This is a genomic window from Deltaproteobacteria bacterium (genome assembly GCA_029210625.1).
In the GTDB taxonomy this organism is placed as follows: domain Bacteria; phylum Myxococcota; class Myxococcia; order SLRQ01; family SLRQ01; genus JARGFU01.
In genome coordinates, this window is record JARGFU010000010.1 from 140,594 (window position 1) to 158,583 (window position 17,990).

Here is a 17,990-nt window from a genome sequence, read left to right on the forward strand (position 1 = left end):
AGGACGAAGCGTGGCCTCCCGAACGAAGCGCTGGTGGATGGCCTGCCTCCTCGGCGGGCTGCTTCTCACGGCGGGCTGTCCGAGCTTCCCCTCGAGCGAGGCCTACGCCTGCCAGCGCGACGCCGACTGCGCCGGGCTCGAGGGTCACACTCTCTGCGACACCAGCGCGGGCCTCTGCGTCGCTTCCCTGCCCGATCCCGACGGCGGGGGGGGCTCCGATGGCGGGAGCGAGGACGGTGGCGGGACGGATGGTGGCAGCCCGGACGGCGGCGCCACGGCGGCCTGCCCCCTGACCCAGACCACCTGTGGCACGAGCAGCTACCCCTGCGAGCAGGGCTGCTGCGACTGGAACGACGAGGCGATCCTTCACAACGCCACCCCCGTCACCGGTGTGCTCTTCCGGGAGTCCCTCCGGTGGACCCCCGAGGGCCTCCACCTCCTCCACTCCGACGCCCTCACCGGCCTGCGGCTCCGGATCGAGCAGGGCACGGGTTGGGACCAGAACATCGACTTCGGGCTCGCCGACACCTTCACCGCGGACTTCGTCGTGACCGCCGGCTGGAAGGTGTGGATCGCGCGGGCGATCGGGGGACCCCACATCGAGCTGCTCGAGGTGGACCCCGCCCAGTCCTCCGCGCAGGCCCTGCTCGGCACCACCTCGATCGCCGATGGAAACGGCACCCGGGGTCTGTCGGTGGCGCTCCCCGGCGCCAGCGCCACCACGCCCACGGTGGCCTGGGTCCCCGCCGGCGGCGCCAGTCTGGTCGTCTCGGAGAGCGGCAACTGGTCTCCGGGCACCGCCGTGGCGGCCGCCGGGGGCGGCAGGACGGCCAGCTGGATCGACCACACCTACACCCCCGGGGGCCAGCGGGTGATCGCCTGGCTGGAGGAGGAGTCCGGCGGGGTCACGCTGCGATTGAAGCGGGGCGCGGCGGCCATCGACTCGCTGCGCATCGGCGACCTCTGGGTGGAGACCGACTTCCACCCCCCCGAGGTCCGGATCGAGGCCACCCCGGAGGGGGACACCGTCGTCGCCGTCACCACCTGGACCGGCGGCGGGACCTCGAACCATGGCGTCGAGGTCTACCGGGTCGATGGCGTGACGGGGAGCTTCGACCACCTGTGGACCGCGCAGGCCAGTGACCTCGCCTGGCCCTCCCTGGCCCTGGATCTCGACGGGCGCGCCCACGTCGCCTGGGTGGAGGACACGGCCACCCTCCACCACTTCATCATCGAGCCCGACGGCACGAACCACGGCCCCTTCGTCCACACCCCCTCCCGCGTGGTCGACGGCCTCGGCATGACCCTCTTGAACGGCTGCGCGCCCGCCTTCGTCTACGAGAGCGAGGGCTCGGCCCTCTGGCTGGTGCGCTAGCCAGCTACTCGCAGGGCGCGCAGGTCGACACCCAGCGCGTGGTTCCGCAGGCCTGGCCGGGGCAGCAGCGGCACTGGAAGTCGGCGCAGTCGGCGTGGCCGCTGCCGTCGTTGTCGAGGCCGTCCGAGCAGGTCAGGGCGTTGCCCTCGCAGACCGTGGTGCCGTCGCCTCGCTGGCAGGACCAGTCGGCGCAGTCGGTGTAGCCGTCGGCGTCGTTGTCCACCCCGTCGGCGCAGGCGACGTCGCCCACCTCCTCGTCGCAGAGGCCGGCGTACTGGCAGGAGAGGTCCTGGCAGTCGGTGTAGCCGTCGAGGTCGTTGTCGACGCCGTCCCCGCAGGCGCCGATGCTCAGCTCCTGGCAGGAGGAGGCCGAGGCCCGGCAGGAGTCGTCCTGGCAGTCGGTGTAGCCGTCGCCGTCGTCGTCCACGCCGTCACCGCACTCGGTCGCCCCGGCCTCCACGCTCGCGTCCGCGTCGCAGAGCCCGGCCTCCAGGCAGTCGTGGTCCTGGCAGTCGGTGTAGCCGTCCTGATCGTCGTCGGCGCCGTTGCTGCAGAGCAGGGAGCTGTTCTCCCGGGCGATCGCGCCGCCGTCCTCGCCGCCGCCGTCGACCGTCCCACCCCCGTCGGTGCCGCCACCTCCGTCGGAGCTGCTGCCGTCGGGGGTGCCGCCATCGCTGACGCTCCCGTCGGGGGTGCCGTCATCTCCATCGTCGCCGCCGGGGCCGAAGCAGCCGGGCAGGAGGAGGAGCAGGGTCAGGGCCAGGGGGGCGATCCGGGGTCTCATCTGATCTCGGATCCTACTCCACATCCCGATAGATTCGGGCTCCCATGGCATCGAAACCTCTCCCGGAACAGGCTCGCGTCGTCATCATCGGCGGCGGCATCATCGGCACCTCGGTCGCCTACCACCTGGCCCACGCGGGCTGGAAGGACGTGGTGGTCCTCGAGCGCCACAAGCTCACGGCGGGCAGCACCTGGCACGCCGCCGGGCTGATGGTCACCTTCGGCACCTTCTCCGAGGTGTCGATGCAGATGCGGCTGCACACCCGCCACCTCTGCGAGACCCTCGAGGAGGAGACCGGGCAGGCCACCGGCTACATGCCCATCGGCTTCATCGAGCTGGCCTCGGATCGCGATCGCCTGGAGGAGTACCGCCGGGTGGCCGCCTTCAACCGTCACTGCGGCGTCGACGTCCAGGAGATCTCGCCCTCGGAGGTCAAGGCGCTCTTCCCCCTGGCCAAGGTCGACGACATCCACGCCGGCTTCTACGTGGAGAAGGACGGCCGGGTGAACCCCGTCGACCTCACCATGGCCCTGGCCAAGGGCGCGCGGATGCAGGGCGCCACCTTCATCGAGGACATCGACGTCGAGGACGTCCTCCACGAGCGGGGGCGCGTCACGAGCGTGCGCACCGCCGAGGGCGACATCCGCTGCGAGTACGTCGTGAACTGCGCCGGCGTCTGGGCCCGGCAGCTGGGCGAGAAGTCGGGGATCGTGATCCCCGGCCAGGCCGCCGAGCACTACTACCTGATCACCGAGGCCATCCCGGAGATCAGCCGAAGCTGGCCGGTGATCGAGGATCCGGGCTGCCATGGCTACTACCGGGAGGAGGGCGGCGGCCTGATGATCGGCCTCTTCGAGCCGGTCTGCGCCCCCTGGAAGGTGGAGGGGGTGCCCGAGGACTTCGCCTTCGGTGAGATCCCCCCGGACTGGGAGCGGATGACCCCCTTCCTCGAGCGGGCGATGAGCCGGGTGCCCATCTCATTGGAGGTCGGCGTCAAGAAGTTCTTCTGCGGCCCCGAGGCCTTCACGCCGGATCTCCTGCCGGTGGTGGGCGAGTCCAAGGAGCTGCGGAACTACTTCGTGGGCGCCGGCATGAACTCCATCGGCATCCTCACCGGCGGCGGGCTCGGGCGCATCCTGGCCCACTGGATCATGAACGGCCGCCCCGACGTCGACGTCACCGGCTTCAACATCGACCGGCTCCACCCCTACCAGAACAACCCCGAGTACCGGGCGAAGCGCACGGTCGAGTCCCTCGGCATGGTCTTCCAGGCCCACTACCCGACCCGGGCCGCGCTCACCGCCCGGGACGCCAAGCGCTCCCCCTTCCACGACCGCCTGGCGGCGCGGGGCGCCTACTTCCGCGACGTCAGCGGCTGGGAGGGGGCCGACTGGTATGCCCCCGAGGGCGGCACCCCCGATCCGGGGCCCCTCTCCTGGGGCCGGATGAAGTGGTTCGATCAGTGGGCCGCCGAGCACCGCGCCGCCCGGGAGGGCGTGATCCTCATGGACATGTCCTTCATGTCCAAGTTCCTGGTGCAGGGGAGGGACGCCGGCGCGGTGCTGGAGTGGGTGTCGGCGAACGAGGTGAGCGCGGAGGCGGGCAAGGTCGTCTACACCCAGTGGCTCGATGAGGAGGGCAAGCTGCAGGCCGACCTCACGGTGAGCAAGCTGGACGACGAGACCTACTGGGTCGTGGCCAGCGACACCGCCCACGGCCACGTCGAGACCTGGCTGCGGCGGGCCATCGAGGATCGCCAGGCCCACGCCTTCGTCACCGACGTGACTGGCGCCTACGGGCAGCTCAACCTCCAGGGGCCGCGCGCCCGGGAGCTGATGCAGCAGCTCACCAGCGTCGACATGTCGGACGAGGCCTTCCCCTTCCGCAGCGTGAAGACCATCGACCTCGGCCTGGCCCGGGTGCGCTGCATCCGGATCACCTACCTCGGTGAGCTGGGCTACGAGCTCTACATCCCCACCGAGCAGGCGGTCGTGACCTACGATCGCATCGTCGAGGCCGGCGAGCGCCACGGCCTGAAGCACGCGGGCCTCAAGGCCCTGGCGTCTCTGCGGATGGAGAAGGGCTACCGGGACTTCGGCCACGACATCGACAACACCGACACCGTGCTCGAGGCGGGCCTCGGCTTCGCGGTCGCCCTCGACAAGCCGGGCGGCTTCCTGGGCCGCGAGGCGGTGGCCGCCCAGAAGGCGAGCAAGGTGCTCCACTCGCGCCTGCTGCAGATCCTGGTGAAGGATCCGGAGCCGATGATGTGGCACGGCGAGATCGTCTACCGGGACGGCGTGGCGGTGGGCTACATCCGGGCGGCCTCCTACGGCCACACCCTCGGCGGGGCCGTGGGCCTGTGCATGGCCTCCTCGGCGACCCCCATCAAGAAGGCCTTCTGGGAGGAGGGGAGCTGGGAGGTCGAGATCGCGGGCAAGCGCTACCCGGCGGTGGCCTCGCTGCGGCCGCTCTACGACCCGAAGAACGAGAAGATCCGTTGCTGAGGGCGCCCCTGCAGATCGACCGCCTCGAGGACCTCGAGTCCCTGGGCGAGTCCGCCTCCCTCCTCGGGGTCGGGCTCTCCCTGGTCGATCCGCAGATGCGGGTCGTCTGGCAGAACGCGCTGATGCGGGAGGCCTTCCCGGAGGTGCGCTGCGGTAGCAGCCACTGCTTCACCTCGCACTGGGGGCGCGACTCCCGCTGCCCCGACTGCCTGCCGCTGCTCACCTTCCGCTCCGGCGAGGCCCGGGAGGGGCTGCGGATCCGGGCTCGCCCGGGCGAGGCGCGCCAGACCTACCGGGTGATGGCCCTGCCGGTGGAGAGCCGGGAGGGGGAGGAGCGCTGGGTGCTCGAGACCCTGGTCCACCTCCAGAGCGTGCGCACCCTCGACGTGGACGGCGAGCTGACGACCTCCTATCGCCTCGACGCCTCGGCGCTGACGGCGGCCACCATGGTGATCGATCCCCAGGACCGCATCGTCTCCTGGTCGCCGGGCGCTGGCGCGGTCCTCGGCTACGACCGCGACGAGGTCCTCGGGCGCGCCGCGAGCCTGCTCCTGCCCCCCGAGGGGCAGGCGGCCTGGGCGGAGCTGCGGGAGCGCGTCGCCCGGGAGGGCCGGGTGCTCGGCGAGGAGGGGATGAGGCTGGCCCGCGACGGGCGGTTGGTGCCGGTGGGGGTCTCGGCCGTCGCCCTGCGCGACGAGCAGGGGACGCTCCTGGGCACCTCGATCATCCTGGAGGATCGCTCGGAGGTGCAGGTGCTGCAGCGGCAGCTCGACGCCCAGGAGCAGCTCCTCGATCACCTCCTGCGCGACGTGGGGAGCGCCGTGCTCTCGGTGGATCCCGAAGGCAGGATCACCAGCTGGAACGGGGAGGCCGAGCGCCTCTTCGGGCTGCCTGCCCTCGACGCCGTCGGCCGGCGCCTCGAGACCCTGGCCGGCAGCATCTGCGCCCGGACCATCATCGCGGCCTGTGAGCCCGAGGGAGCGCTGCGCGATCGACGCCTGCTCTGGCGACGCGGCAAGGCCGAGGGCATCCCGGTGGACGTCTCGGCCGCCCCCCTGCGGGAGCGGGCCGGGGGACCGGTGGGCGTGGTGGCCGTGGTGCGGGACGCCCGGGAGGCCATCAAGCTCGAGCGGCAGATGCTCCGCTCCGAGAAGCTGGCGGCGGTGGGCTCCCTGGCCGCCGGCCTGGCCCACGAGATCGGCACGCCCCTGAACGTCATCTCCGCCTCGGCCGAGTACCTGATGCTCGACCAGCCCTCGGAGAGCCCCATCCACCAGGAGCTCAAGGGCATCGTGGCCGAGACCGAGCGGATCAGCGGCCTGGTCCGCGAGCTGCTCACCTTCGCCCGCGACGGCACCCAGGCGCGCACCGCCGTGGACGTGGAGCAGGCGGTCGGGCGCGCGGTCCACCTGCTGCGGATCCCCCTGGAGCAGAAGGGGGTCGTCCTCGACCGGGAGGGGCTCGACGCGCTCCCGCCCCTCGAGGCGGACGCGGACAGCCTCCATCAGATCCTCATCAACCTCCTGCTCAACGCCTCGGAGGTGGTGAAGGAGGGGGGGCGGATCTCGATCCGGGGTCGCGCCGAGCTCGGGGGCGCCGAGAGCGTGGTCCTGGAGGTGCACGACGACGGGCCGGGGGTGCCCGACGAGCTGCGCGAGCGGGTCTTCGATCCCTTCTTCAGCACGCGCGCCGAGGGCACCGGGCTGGGCCTGGCGGTCTGCGCCCGCCTCGTGCAGTCTCACGGCGGCGATCTGCGGGTGGGCCGCAGCCCGCTGGGCGGCGCCTGCTTCTCGGTGCAGCTGCCCGTCTACCTGGACGAGGAAGAGGAGCCGGAAGGTGAGTGAGGCGACGCCGCGGGAGATCGGCATTTCGGTGCTGGTGGTCGAGGACGACGCGCGGATGCGCGACATCCTCACCCGTCACCTCGAGCGCCTCGGCTACGCCGTGCAGGCCGCCGAGGACGCGGCCTCCGCCCTCGGCGTCCTGCGGGAGCTGCCCTTCGACGTGGTCCTCTCGGACGTGCGGATGCCGGGCATGGACGGCCACTCCCTGATGCAGGTGGTGCGGGAGAAGCACCCCGGCATCAAGGTGGTCCTGATGACCGCCTTCGGCACCGTGGACGCGGCGGTCGACGCCATGCAGGCCGGCGCCTACTCCTACGTCTGCAAGCCCTTCAAGGTGGAGGAGATCGCGGCGGTGCTGCGCAACGCGGCCCGCGAGATCTCGCTCACCCGCCAGGTCGAGCGCCTGCGGCGGATCCCGCGGGGGATGCTCTCCGCCGACAGCCTGGTGGGGATCTCGGAGTCGATGCGGGAGGTGCGGCGCTCGGTGCGCGAAGCGGCGGCCGTGACCTCCCCGGTGCTGATCACCGGCCGCTCGGGCACGGGCAAGGAGCTGGCCGCCCGGGCCATCCACAACGAGGGGCCCCGGCGCGAGGGGCCCTTCATGCCGGTGAACTGCGCGGCGATCCCCGAGACCCTCTTCGAGTCGGAGATGTTCGGGCACACCCGGGGGGCCTTCACCGGCGCTCGAGAGGATCGCCCGGGCCTCATCGAGCAGTCCAGCGGCGGCACCCTCTTCCTCGACGAGGCCGGCGAGATCCCCCTGCCGCAGCAGGCGAAGCTGCTGCGGGTCCTCGAGGAGGGGGTCGTGCGTCGCCTCGGCGCCTCCGAGTCGATCCCGGTGGACCTGCGGGTGGTCTGCGCGACCAACCGCAGCCTCGAGGCCATGATCCGCCAGGGGGAGTTCCGGGAGGACCTCTACTTCCGCCTCAACGTCCTGCAGGTGAAGATGCCCGAGCTCTCCACCCACCCCGAGGACATCCCGGCCCTCGCCGATCACCTCCTCTCCCGGCTCGTGGACGAGACCGGGATCCACTGCCACGGCATCGAGCCGGTGGTGCACGAGCGGCTCGGTGCCCGCCGCTGGCCGGGGAACGTCCGGGAGCTGCGCAACACCATCGAGCGGGCGATGCTCAAGGCGCGGGGACGCCGGATCGCCGTGGAGGATCTCCCCGGGGATCTCCAGGGCGAGGGGCCCTCGGTCGACGAGGCCACCCCCGGTGCGCCCGGCGCCCTGCGCCCCCTCTCCGAGGTCGAGAAGGAGCACATCGACGCGGTGCTGCGAGCCTGCGACTGGAACCGCTCGGCGGCCGCGAAGGTGCTCGGGATCGACCGCCGGACCCTCTTCTCGAAGATCCAGCGCTACGGGCTCATCGGCCCGAACCGGCAGGGCCGCGGCTAGGACGGGGTCACTTTGTACAATTTGATCCCAAACCCGCCCGGCAGAACCTTCCCATCCCCCACCTCTTGAGTCGGGAAATCGGGGTCTCTGGCTTTTTTTCTCCGTGAATCCGGTGATGTAGGGAAGGGTGCCACCTGGCCCGGGAGTTGCTACGCCCGCGCCCATGGCCAACCTGCCCATCGAGATTCCGGGGCCCCGGTACTTCGAGAAGCTGATCTCCTGCCGCGAGGCGTGCCCGGTCCACACCGACGCCCGCGGCTACGTGCAGGCCGTGGCCCAGGGAGACTACGCCCTGGCCTACCGCATCGCGCGTGCCCCGAACCCCTTCGCCTCCATCTGCGGCCGGGTCTGCGGCGCGCCCTGCGAGGCCGCCTGCCGTCGCGGCGACATCGACGCGCCGGTCGCCATCCGGGCGATCAAGCGCACCACCACCGAGCGCCACGGCGTCGAGGTGGGGGGGGATCCGAAGGAGAGCCTGATCTTCTCCACCGCGCCGGGCTCCCTCGAGCCCGAGCAGCTTCCCCACAAGGTCGCCATCGTGGGCGCCGGCGTCGGCGGCCTGACCGCCGCCCACGACCTCGCCCGGGTCGGGGTGCAGTGCACGGTCTTCGAGGCCGGCGCCAAGCCCGGCGGGATGCTGCGCACCGGCGTGCCCATCTTCCGGCTTCCCGAGAAGGTCTGGAGCACCGAGATCGACGCCATCCTCTCCCTGGGGGTGGAGCTGAAGTGCAACACCCGGGTGGGCACCGACGTCACCCTCGAGGAGCTCAAGGCGCAGGGCTACGAGGCGGTGATCCTCGCCGTCGGACTGCAGAAGTCCCGGATGCTCGACCTGCCCGGCAAGGAGCTCGAGGGCATCATCCCGGGCCTGGAGATCCTCGAGGAGTTCAACGACCGCAAGCCGCGCGAGGGCCTCGGCCGGGTCGTGGTCATCGGTGGCGGCAACGTGGCCTACGACTGCGCCCGCTCCGCCATCCGGATGAAGGGGACCACCGAGGTCTCCATGGTCATCCTCGAGTCCCTCGAGGAGATGCCCGCCGACGAGATCGAGATCATCGAGGGCGACGAGGAGGGCATCGTCCGCCTGAACCGGCACGGTCCGGTCCGCTTCGTGGGCGAGGACGGGAAGGTCACCGGCCTCGAGACCCGCAAGGTCAGCCGGGTCTTCGACGAGGAGGGGCGCTTCGCCCCGGTGCTCGTCGACGGCTCCGAGGAGATCGTCCCCTGCGACACCATCATCGTCGCCATCGGCCAGGCCTCGGATACGGGCTTCGCCAACGGCGTGGAGGAGCTCGAGCTGGGCCGGGGCGGCGTCGTGGTGGCCGACCGGGAGACCGGCGCCACCTCGATCCCCTGGATCTACGCCGTCGGTGACGTGGCCCTCGGGCCCGGCCTCTTCATCAACGCGATCGCCCACGGGCAGAAGGCGGCGAAGCTCGTCTTCCGCCAGCTGGTCGGCGAGGAGAAGGCCGAGGAGATCCTGCGCCAGCCCAAGACCTTCGGCTTCCTGACCGAGAAGATCCGCGAGGGGCTGCGCCAGGACTACCTGCACCTGAACCGGGCGTTCCCGCCCGCGGCCGACCCCGGTGAGCGGCTCGGGCAGATGGATCTGCAGGTCGAGCACATGTACGACGACCGGGAGGCCCGGCTGCAGGGGTCGCGCTGCCTGCGCTGCGAGGTCGAGACGGTCTTCGACGGCGCCAAGTGCATCCTCTGTGGGGGCTGCGCCGACGTCTGTCCGACCTGGTGCCTGAAGCTGGTGGACACCGAGTCCATCGGCCTCGGTGACCAGTTCCCCGGCAAGTCCGCGATCATCAAGGACGAGGATCGCTGCATCCGCTGCGGCTACTGCGCCGAGCGTTGCCCCACCGACGCCATCACCATGGAGCGCCTGGTGGGCTTCGAGGAGTGGACCGATCAGCCGCTGGTCCAGCTCGGGAAGGTGCGGGGAGCCTGAATGACGCTCATGACCCTGATCTTGCTCGCCAGCGCCGTCCTGATGGCGGCCGGCGCCGGGCTCATCTTCGCCTGGGCCGCCAGGAGCGGGCAGTTCGACGACATGGAAGAGGCCAAGTACCAGATGCTTCGCGAGGATACGCAAAAGTGACCACGTCCAAGCTCAATCCCGAACGCTCCGGAGCCCAGCCCGAAGACCGGCGGAAGTTCATCGCCGTCGCCTCGGCCCTCGTCCTCGGCATCGCCGGCGGCCTGATGGGGCTCTTCAACCTGATCTTCCTCCGCCCGCGGGTCACCTACGGCGCGCCCAGCAAGGTGCGGGTCGGCAAGCCCGAGAGCTACTCCCCCGGCTCGACCATCGAGCTGCCGGCGGACAGCATCGTCGTGAAGCGCGAGGGCGACAGCTTCATGGCCATCAGCACGGTCTGCACCCACCTGGGCTGCACCGTGAAGGCCACGGAGATCGGCTTCGACTGCCCCTGCCACGGCAGCAGCTACGACTCCGAGGGGAACGTGGTCGCCGGCCCGGCGCCGAAGGCCCTCTCCTGGTACCGGATCTCCCTCACCCCCAACGGTGAGCTCGAGGTCGACAAGCAGCAGGTCGTGAAGGCCAACACCTACATGGAGCTGCCGTCATGAGTGTTCAGAACGTCCATGCCTCCGAGGCGCCCGACCGCTCCGGCGAGGGCAACCTCCTCAAGGTCCTCCCCGGGCGCCTCTGGCGCTCGATCTTCCGGACGCGGATCATCCCCACCAACGAGCTGGAGCGGTCGAAGTCGGTCTCCGACAACTTCTTCTTCCACATCCACTCCTCGAAGGTCACCGAGCACACCCTCAAGCCCACCACCACCCTGGGGCTGGGGCTCTTCACGCTCTACACCTTCGTGATCCTGGTCATCACCGGCGTCCTGCTGATGTTCTACTACGTGCCGACGGTGGCCGAGGCCTACGACCGGATGCTCGATCTGCGGGGCGCCGTCTTCTTCGGCACCTTCCTGCGGAACCTGCACCGCTGGTCCGCCCACGCGATGGTCGCCCTCGCGGTGGCCCACATGGTGCGGGTCTACCTCACCGGGGCCCACAAGGCGCCGCGGGAGTTCAACTGGGTGGTGGGGGTCATCCTCCTGCTGCTCACCCTCTTCATGTCCTTCACCGGCTACCTCCTGCCCTGGGACCAGCTGGCCTACTGGGCCATCGTGGTGGGCACGGCCATCGCAGGCTACGCGCCGCTCGTCGGTGACGAGATGCGCTACTTCCTCCTCGGCGACTTCGCGGTGGGTGGGGAGGCGCTGCTGCGCTTCTACGTCCTCCACGTCGTGGTGCTGCCGGCGGTGCTGACCACCTTCATCGGGGTGCACTTCTGGCGCATCCGCAAGGACGGTGGCCTGGCTCGCCCGAAGCCGGCGCCCGCGTCGACCATCCCCACCCCGGTGCTGCCGGATCAGGCGAAGGAGTAGGTCATGTCCGACCCCATCGAGAAGCCCGAGTTCGAGCGGTTCCCCCTGAAGCAGGGCAAGACCTACGGCCTGATGTGCGTGGTGGACGCCAAGTCCGAGGCCACGCAGATCCCGACCGAGAAGCAGGTCCAGGCCTGGCCCAACGCGCTGATCCGCGAGGTCCTGCTCTTCGTCGTCACCCTGCTGGTGCTCTCCCTGGTGGCCATCCTCTTCGATGCGCCCCTGGAGGAGCCGGCCAACCCGCTGCATCCACCGAACCCCGCCAAGGCCCCCTGGTACTTCCTGGGTCTCCAGGAGCTCGTCAGCTACGACGCCTTCTGGGGTGGCATCGGCATCCCCGGGCTGCTGGTCGTCATGGCGATGGCCGCGCCCTACCTGGAGCGGAAGCCCGGAGGGGAGGGGGTCTGGTTCGCCCCCTCGCGCTCGGCGGCCAACTGGATCTTCATCATCATCATGGGCACCCTCGGCATCCTGACGATCATCGGGTCGCTCTTCCGGGGTGAGAACTGGGCCTTCGTGGTGCCCTGGTAGGAGACGATCGATGCGAATCAGGCTCATGCTCCTGGTGACCAGCCTGGCGATGACCCTCGTCGTCGGCTTCGTCATCTTCAAGTCCACGTCCGAGGAGTGGCGGGACCACCAGCTGTCCTACTACGACCTGGCCATGGGGCGGGCTTCCACCGCCGCAACGAAGGAAGCCATCGCCAACGCTGGCCTCGAGATCAAGCAGGACACCCTCACCGCCTTCGGTGAGGAGACCCGGGTCGACCGGTGCCGCACCTGCCACGCCGCTATCGACGATCCGAACTTCGCCGACGGGCAGAACCCGCTGAAGCAGCACCCGAAGATCCCGGAGCATTCCTTCAACGAGTTCGGTTGCACCATCTGCCACGAGGGCAACGGGCGAGGTCTCTCCAAGTACTACGCCCACGGGGAGGACCACTTCTGGCCCGAGCCGCTGCTCACCGGCCCCTTCATCGAGGCCTCCTGCGCCCGCTGCCACCCCGAGCCCTACCTCGAGGAGATGCCCCACATCGCCCGGGGCCGGGAGCTCTTCAAGGAGTACGCCTGCGAGGGCTGCCACACGATCCAGGGCTTCGCCCGCGGCAAGCTCGGGCCGGACCTCACCGAGGTCGGCGCCCACTTCAAGGTGGACTACCTGATCGAGTCGATCGCCGAGCCGGCAGCGAACATGCCGATGACGATCATGCCGAAGTTCCACATGAGCGAGCAGGAGCGCACCGATCTGGCGGTCTTCCTGAAGAGCCAGCGGGGCCGCACCCTGGTGGAGGATCCCATCACCCTGCGGATCACCACCCGCGAGTGGAAGGAGAAGAGCCCCACGCCGGTCGAGGTCTCGGTCGAGGTCGGCCAAGCCGCCTTCGAGAAGCGCGCCTGCATCGCCTGTCACAAGCTGGGCGAGCGGGACGGCAAGCTCGCTCCCGAGCTCGACTGGATCGGCCTGATCCGCGACGAAGCCTACATCGCGAAGCACATCGAGAACCCGCGGGCCCACACCGGCGGCAGCAACATGCCGACCTTCTGGACCTCCAAGGAGGAGCGGCGGGCCATCGCCGCATTCCTGGCCACTCAGCAGACCATCGAGCTGCCGGAGAGCCCGGCCGAACAGTACGCGAAGCTCTGCTCCCGTTGTCACGGCAAGGAGGGGCACGCCGACGGCGTCATCGCCAGCAACCTCCTGCCCCGGCCGCGCGAGTTCACCAACGCCAAGTTCTTCAACTGGCTCCCCGAGCAGCGGGCCCACAACGCCATCCGCAACGGCGTGCCGGGCACGGCCATGCCGGCCTTCGGCAAGATCCTCGACCAGCAGCAGGCCGAGGCCCTCTTCGCCTGGGTGCGGGAGAACTTCCTCAAGGCCGAGCGGGAGGAGTGGAACAAGCCCCGCAAGCTGCCGGAGAAGAAGGCCGTGGCCTACAGCGAGGAGAGCGTCGCCCGGGGAAAGAAGGTCTTCGCCATGCGCTGCTACGGCTGTCACGGGCGGCGGGGCGACGGCAAGGGCCCCAACGCGCCCGACATGCTCCCCCGGCCGCGGGAGCTGACCTCCACCTCCTTCATGGGCCACGTCGACGACATGCGCCTCTTCGAGTCCATCACCTACGGCATCGTCGGCACCGGCATGCCGCCCTGGGACTACCTGCCCGAGAACCAGCGGTGGGACCTCGTGAACTTCATCCGTTCCATCTCCAACACGGCCGAGGCGTCCGGTGACGCTGGTCAGGGAGGCAGCTAGTCATGTCCGATACGACCAAGAAGGGGGTCTGGAGCGAGCCCTCCGCCATGGGCTTCATCGTCAGCTCGGTGGTCTTCTTCGTGATCACCGTGCTGGTGGGCGTCCTGGTCTCCCTCAAGTTCATCTGGCCCGAGTTCATGGGCACCGCGCCCTGGCTGACCTTCGGCCGGATGCGCCCCCTCCACGTGAACGGCGTGCTCTTCGGCTGGCTGCTGGCGGCCGACATCGGCGTGCTCTTCTACATGGTGCCCCGGCTCTGCGGTAACAAGCTCTGGAGCGAGAAGCTCGGCCTGGCGACGCTCTTGCTCTTCGACCTGATCATCCTCGCCGCGGTCTTCACCACCCTCGGGGGCTACACCCAGGGCCTGGAGTACGCGGAGCTGCCCTTCGTGCTCGACGTAGGCGTGACCCTCGCCTGGGTGATGTTCGGGGTGAACATCTTCGCCACCATCGCCACCCGGAAGCACGAGAAGCTCTACGTGAGCCTCTGGTACACCATGGGCGCGGTCATCTGGACGGCCTTCGTCTGGATCACGGGCAACTTCGCCACCGAGCTCTTCACGGGGATCAACCAGGCGAACCTCAACTGGTTCTTCGTCCACAACGCGGTGGGCCTGATCTTCACCCCGCTGGGCGTCGCCATCGCCTACTACTTCATCCCGAAGTCGGCGCAGGCGCCCCTCTACTCCCACAAGCTCTCGATGATCGGCTTCTGGAGCATCGCCTTCATCTACGTCTGGACCGGCGCCCACCACATGATCCACGGGCCCATCAGCCAGTGGCTCCAGACGGTGGCGATCCTCTTCAGCGTCATGCTGATCATCCCGGTGTGGACGGTGATCGTGAACTTCTTCGGCACCGTCGCCGGGCGGTGGGACGTCGTGAAGCAGGAGCCGATCCTCAAGTTCCTGATGACCGGCACCACCTTCTATCTGCTCACCTGCTTCCAGGGGCCGATGCACTCCCTGCGGACGGTGAGCGCCATCGTGAGCAAGACCGACTGGGTGGTCGGCCACGCCCACATGGCGGTGCTCGGGGCCTTCTCCTCCTTCGCGATGGCCGGCGTCCTCTTCGCCGTCCCGGAGATGGCGGGGCGGAAGCTGCACTCGAAGAAGCTGGCGAACCAGGCCTTCTGGCTCTTCCTCACCGGCGGCCTGATCTACTACGTCAGCCTCTGGGTGGGCGGCTTCATCCAGGGCCTGCAGTGGAACGACACGGCCATCCCCTTCATCGACACCGTCAAGTCGATGCGGCCCTACTGGATCGCCCGCTCCTTCTCCGGGCTGCTGATCCTCACGGCGGTCGGGCTCTTCCTCTACAACATCGTCCGGACCCTGGGCCGCCAGGGAGACGGGGCCGCCGAGGCTCCCTCCGCCGACGTCACCCCGGCCGCGGCTTCCTGAAAGGAGAGAGGCAATGCTCAAGAAAATGGACACGAGCGCGAGCGCCCTCTTCCTCGGGGCGCTGGTCTTCTTCCTCGTCGGTGGTCTCCTGACCACCGTCCTGCCCTGGCTCTCCGAGAAGTCCTGGGCGCAGCCGACCGCGCACCTGAAGGACTACACCGAGTCCGAGCAGCGCGGCCGGGACATCTACGTCCGGGAGGGGTGCTGGTACTGCCACACCCAGCAGATCCGCACCCTCGAGGCCGACACCGTCCGCTACGGCTGGCGCGGCGTGGACGCGCCGATCTCCGTTCCGGGCGAGTACACCCGAGACAAGCCTCACCTGCTGGGGACCCGCCGGATCGGCCCCGACCTGGCCCGGGTGGGCGGGAAGTACGACAAGAGCTGGCACAAGACCCACTTCAACAACCCGCGAGATCTGGTGCCGGGCTCGGTCATGCCGCCCTTCCCCTGGATCGTGACCGACAATGGTGGCCAGGATCTGGATGACCTGGTCGCCTACATGCAGACCCTCGGTCGCGGCCAGGACTGGCGTCCGGACGACGACTACGAGCACTAGGCCATGATCTGGCAGAGCGAAGCGATCCTCTACGGGCTCATGATCACGAACGTGTTGGTCGTGGGCGCCGCCCTCGTCTGGGCCTGGCGCTCCGGTCACCTGCGCGATCTCGAGTCCGCCGGGGACGTGCTTTTCGAAGATCCGGCGCCATCTTCTACGCTTGGCGGCGCCGACCACAGAGGAACGAAGTCATGAGCGAGAGCAAGAACGGTGCGCACGAGGAGCTCGCGGTCTACCCCAACGGCATCGAGGAGAAGCCGGGCGGGAACGTCCAGCTCTTCCTGAAGCTGACCTACATCGGGTTCGTCATCTTCGGGATCACCTACTTCATCCTGTACATGTCGGGGGACGGCAGCGAGCTGGTGCAGCAGTTGAATCAGGCCACCGGTCATGCCAGCCCCTGATCCCCTCGCCGTACGCCCTCCCCGGGGAGGGCGCCTCCACACCCGGCGCCGGGCGCTGCAGCTCTTCACCTCGCTCGCCCTGATCCTGGCGCCCTTCCTCGACCTCCTGCGCTTCGACCTCGAGGGCGGGCGGCTGATCCTCTTCCGTACCTCCTTCCACCTCAGCGAGATGGGGCCGATCTACGCCCTGCTCCTGCTCTGCATGCTGCTGATCTTCGCGGGGGCGCTGATCTACGGGCGGCTCTGGTGTGGCTGGATGTGCCCCCAGACCACCCTCTCCGAGCTGGCGGCCACGATCGAGCGGGCCCTCCTCCTCGGGACCAAGCGCAGCCCGGGCCGCAAGGCCCTCTCCAAGGTGCTGATCCTGCTGGTCGCCGCCGGGGTGGCCACGAGCCTGATCTCCTACTTCGTGCCGCCCGCCCGCCTGATCGCGCCGACCCTGCCGGTCGCCGTCACCTGGGCGGTCTTCTTCGGCATCCTCGCCTTCGACCTGCTCTGGGTGCGCCACGACTTCTGCTTCAGCGTCTGCCCCTACGGCATCCTCCAGGGGGTGGTGCAGGACGAGCGCACCCTGGGGGTCACCTTCGGCCGGGACCTCTCCGGCTACTGCGTGAGCTGCAAGGCGTGCGTGCGCTCCTGCTTCATGGGCATCGACATCCGCGAGTCGCCCTTCGATCCCCAGTGCCTCAACTGCGGGGACTGCGTGGACTCGATCAACGAGTCCCACGAGCGCCGCGGCATCCCCCTGATCACCGGCTTCGCCTACGGTCCGCAGACCTCGAGCTGGCCGCTCCCCTTGCTGGCGCTGGGCATCGTCGACTTCCGGCGGGTGGCGGTCGTCGTGCTCATCGCCGTGGTCGGGACCGTCTCGGCCTTCCTCCTCATGGGCCGGGCGCCCATCGACGGGACCATCTCGCCCCGCTTCGATCTGCAGGCCCTCGCCGACGGCCGGGTCGCGAACCACTACAACGTCAGCGTCACCAACCACACCCCGGCCCAGGTGAAGGTGAAGGTCGCGGCCGGGGGGGTCCCCGGCCTGCGCGTGCTCCAGCCCACCAGCGCCGTGGAGATCCCCGCCGGGAAGCGCCAGCACCTCGAGCTGATCCTCGACGCGAGCTGCGCGGGCCTTGAGAGCGGCGCCCACCCGATCACGGTCGAGCTCGACGCCTCCCTCGCCGAGGGGCCCCAGGCGCTGCCGACCCGCTTCTTCATCCCCGGGAAGGACTGCTCATGAAGCACCTCATCACCGGCATCATCGTCGTCTTCGTCGGCATCATGGCCACGGTCTGGATCGTCGCCGAGCGGACCGATCCCAAGATGCTCCCCCAGCCCACCAACTTCGCGGAGCCGCTGAAGTGACCCTCGCGTTGATGGTCGCTGCGGCCACCACCGGCCTCCTCGGCTCGCTCCACTGCGCGGGCATGTGCGGGCCCCTCGCCCTGGCCATCGGGACCGGCAGCGATCACCCCCTCGGCCGGCTGCTCCTCTTCGTCACCGGCAAGGCGGGAACCTACGCGATCCTCGGGACCATCGCCGGCCTCCTCGGCGCCGCCTTCGGCGCGGCCTCGAGCAAGACCGTCCTGGGGGAGAGCGGCCTGGCCTGGGTGGCCCTGGTCGCCGGCACCCTGATGATCGGCCTGGGGGTCCAGAACCTCTGGCGGCGGCTGGCGCCGAGGCCGGGCTCGAGGCCCTCGGCGATCAGCCTGCTCCTGGGCAAGGTCCTGCGCACCCGCAGCCCCTGGTCGCCGGTGGTGGCGGGCGCCCTCACCGGCCTGCTGCCCTGCGGGCTGACCTGGGCCATGACCGCCCAGGCCCTCGCCGCGGGCTCGGCCCTCTCCGGCGCCCTGGTGATGGCCGCCTTCGGGGCGGGCACCGCGCCGGCGATGGTGGTCTCGGGGTGGCTGGGCAGCCGCCTCTCGGGGACCTCCCGGCGCCAGGGCGAGATCCTCGCGGCCAGCGCGGTGATCGCGATGGGCGCGGTGGCGATCTGGCGCGGCGTGATGATCTTGAGCGCCGATCCCGCCGCCGCGGCCTCCTGCTGTCACTAGGTC

At 69.8% G+C, this 17,990-nt stretch carries 18 protein-coding genes; 17 read left to right on the forward strand and 1 reads right to left on the reverse strand.

Annotated features, from left to right (window positions below):
* The first annotated feature begins 10 nt into the window (after positions 1–10).
* Positions 11–1,375: a hypothetical protein gene (locus P1V51_11375; protein MDF1563637.1), complete on the forward strand. Its 1,365-nt coding sequence runs from the start codon at positions 11–13 to the stop codon at positions 1,373–1,375.
* 4 nt (positions 1,376–1,379) lie between these two features.
* Here P1V51_11375 and P1V51_11380 read toward each other — a convergent pair whose 3' ends face one another.
* On the reverse strand, positions 1,380–2,159 hold the full coding sequence (locus P1V51_11380) for a hypothetical protein (protein MDF1563638.1): 780 nt from the start codon (positions 2,157–2,159) through the stop codon (positions 1,380–1,382).
* A 44-nt stretch (positions 2,160–2,203) separates the two neighbouring features.
* Here P1V51_11380 and P1V51_11385 point away from each other — a divergent pair, with 44 nt between their 5' ends.
* From P1V51_11385 to P1V51_11460, 16 genes are all read left to right on the forward strand, one after another.
* On the forward strand, positions 2,204–4,666 hold the full coding sequence (locus P1V51_11385; GenBank protein MDF1563639.1) for an FAD-dependent oxidoreductase: 2,463 nt from the start codon (positions 2,204–2,206) through the stop codon (positions 4,664–4,666).
* Entirely contained in the window at positions 4,660–6,510 is a 1,851-nt protein-coding gene (locus P1V51_11390) for a PAS domain S-box protein (protein ID MDF1563640.1), read from the forward strand. Before P1V51_11385 ends, P1V51_11390 begins: the two co-directional genes overlap by 7 nt.
* Positions 6,503–7,909 (forward strand): sigma-54 dependent transcriptional regulator, encoded by a 1,407-nt coding sequence (locus tag P1V51_11395; GenBank protein MDF1563641.1) that lies wholly within the window; start codon positions 6,503–6,505, stop codon positions 7,907–7,909. The genes P1V51_11390 and P1V51_11395 overlap by 8 nt, the downstream gene beginning before the upstream one ends.
* A gap of 163 nt (positions 7,910–8,072) precedes the next feature.
* A complete protein-coding gene (locus P1V51_11400; GenBank protein MDF1563642.1) occupies positions 8,073–9,866 on the forward strand; it encodes an FAD-dependent oxidoreductase in 1,794 nt (597 codons plus the stop codon).
* Positions 9,867–10,016 carry a cbb3-type cytochrome oxidase assembly protein CcoS gene (ccoS, locus tag P1V51_11405; GenBank protein MDF1563643.1) on the forward strand — a complete coding sequence of 50 codons (150 nt, stop codon included), beginning with the start codon at positions 9,867–9,869 and terminating at the stop codon, positions 10,014–10,016.
* The gene (locus tag P1V51_11410; GenBank protein MDF1563644.1) at positions 10,013–10,504 is read left to right on the forward strand and encodes a ubiquinol-cytochrome c reductase iron-sulfur subunit; all 492 of its coding nucleotides are present in this window, start codon (positions 10,013–10,015) and stop codon (positions 10,502–10,504) included. The genes ccoS and P1V51_11410 overlap by 4 nt, the downstream gene beginning before the upstream one ends.
* A complete protein-coding gene (locus P1V51_11415; GenBank protein ID MDF1563645.1) occupies positions 10,501–11,322 on the forward strand; it encodes a cytochrome b N-terminal domain-containing protein in 822 nt (273 codons plus the stop codon). The genes P1V51_11410 and P1V51_11415 overlap by 4 nt, the downstream gene beginning before the upstream one ends.
* 3 nt (positions 11,323–11,325) lie before the next feature.
* A complete protein-coding gene (locus P1V51_11420) occupies positions 11,326–11,853 on the forward strand; it encodes a menaquinol oxidoreductase (protein ID MDF1563646.1) in 528 nt (175 codons plus the stop codon).
* 10 nt (positions 11,854–11,863) lie between these two features.
* Positions 11,864–13,573 (forward strand): c-type cytochrome, encoded by a 1,710-nt coding sequence (locus P1V51_11425; GenBank protein MDF1563647.1) that lies wholly within the window; start codon positions 11,864–11,866, stop codon positions 13,571–13,573.
* A 2-nt stretch (positions 13,574–13,575) separates the two neighbouring features.
* Complete coding sequence (locus tag P1V51_11430; GenBank protein ID MDF1563648.1) at positions 13,576–14,976, forward strand: cbb3-type cytochrome c oxidase subunit I; 1,401 nt, start codon at positions 13,576–13,578, stop codon at positions 14,974–14,976.
* Positions 14,977–14,989: 13 nt separating this feature from the next.
* A complete protein-coding gene (locus tag P1V51_11435) occupies positions 14,990–15,535 on the forward strand; it encodes a cbb3-type cytochrome c oxidase subunit II (protein ID MDF1563649.1) in 546 nt (181 codons plus the stop codon).
* Between the two features lie 3 nt (positions 15,536–15,538).
* Positions 15,539–15,730, forward strand: coding sequence for a hypothetical protein (locus tag P1V51_11440; protein ID MDF1563650.1), 192 nt, complete (start codon positions 15,539–15,541; stop codon positions 15,728–15,730).
* Entirely contained in the window at positions 15,727–15,939 is a 213-nt protein-coding gene (locus P1V51_11445; GenBank protein MDF1563651.1) for a hypothetical protein, read from the forward strand. Before P1V51_11440 ends, P1V51_11445 begins: the two co-directional genes overlap by 4 nt.
* Positions 15,926–17,173, forward strand: a complete 1,248-nt coding sequence (locus P1V51_11450; protein ID MDF1563652.1) for a 4Fe-4S binding protein — start codon at positions 15,926–15,928, stop codon at positions 17,171–17,173. Before P1V51_11445 ends, P1V51_11450 begins: the two co-directional genes overlap by 14 nt.
* Complete coding sequence (locus tag P1V51_11455; GenBank protein ID MDF1563653.1) at positions 17,170–17,298, forward strand: hypothetical protein; 129 nt, start codon at positions 17,170–17,172, stop codon at positions 17,296–17,298. Before P1V51_11450 ends, P1V51_11455 begins: the two co-directional genes overlap by 4 nt.
* 11 nt (positions 17,299–17,309) lie before the next feature.
* A complete protein-coding gene (locus P1V51_11460; GenBank protein ID MDF1563654.1) occupies positions 17,310–17,987 on the forward strand; it encodes a sulfite exporter TauE/SafE family protein in 678 nt (225 codons plus the stop codon).
* Positions 17,988–17,990 lie beyond the last annotated feature (3 nt).

What these genes read in the sequence shown, in the direction of transcription:
- P1V51_11380 (MDF1563638.1), bottom strand. Translation starts at nt 2,159, where the DNA reads ATGAGACCCCGGATCGCCCCCCTGGCCCTGACCCTGCTCCTCCTCCTG.
- P1V51_11385 (MDF1563639.1), top strand. Translation starts at nt 2,204, where the DNA reads ATGGCATCGAAACCTCTCCCGGAACAGGCTCGCGTCGTCATCATCGGC.
- P1V51_11400 (MDF1563642.1), top strand. Translation starts at nt 8,073, where the DNA reads ATGGCCAACCTGCCCATCGAGATTCCGGGGCCCCGGTACTTCGAGAAG.
- ccoS (MDF1563643.1), top strand. Translation starts at nt 9,867, where the DNA reads ATGACGCTCATGACCCTGATCTTGCTCGCCAGCGCCGTCCTGATGGCG.
- P1V51_11415 (MDF1563645.1), top strand. Translation starts at nt 10,501, where the DNA reads ATGAGTGTTCAGAACGTCCATGCCTCCGAGGCGCCCGACCGCTCCGGC.
- P1V51_11420 (MDF1563646.1), top strand. Translation starts at nt 11,326, where the DNA reads ATGTCCGACCCCATCGAGAAGCCCGAGTTCGAGCGGTTCCCCCTGAAG.
- P1V51_11425 (MDF1563647.1), top strand. Translation starts at nt 11,864, where the DNA reads ATGCGAATCAGGCTCATGCTCCTGGTGACCAGCCTGGCGATGACCCTC.
- P1V51_11430 (MDF1563648.1), top strand. Translation starts at nt 13,576, where the DNA reads ATGTCCGATACGACCAAGAAGGGGGTCTGGAGCGAGCCCTCCGCCATG.
- P1V51_11435 (MDF1563649.1), top strand. Translation starts at nt 14,990, where the DNA reads ATGCTCAAGAAAATGGACACGAGCGCGAGCGCCCTCTTCCTCGGGGCG.
- P1V51_11440 (MDF1563650.1), top strand. Translation starts at nt 15,539, where the DNA reads ATGATCTGGCAGAGCGAAGCGATCCTCTACGGGCTCATGATCACGAAC.
- P1V51_11445 (MDF1563651.1), top strand. Translation starts at nt 15,727, where the DNA reads ATGAGCGAGAGCAAGAACGGTGCGCACGAGGAGCTCGCGGTCTACCCC.
- P1V51_11450 (MDF1563652.1), top strand. Translation starts at nt 15,926, where the DNA reads ATGCCAGCCCCTGATCCCCTCGCCGTACGCCCTCCCCGGGGAGGGCGC.
- P1V51_11455 (MDF1563653.1), top strand. Translation starts at nt 17,170, where the DNA reads ATGAAGCACCTCATCACCGGCATCATCGTCGTCTTCGTCGGCATCATG.
- P1V51_11460 (MDF1563654.1), top strand. Translation starts at nt 17,310, where the DNA reads ATGGTCGCTGCGGCCACCACCGGCCTCCTCGGCTCGCTCCACTGCGCG.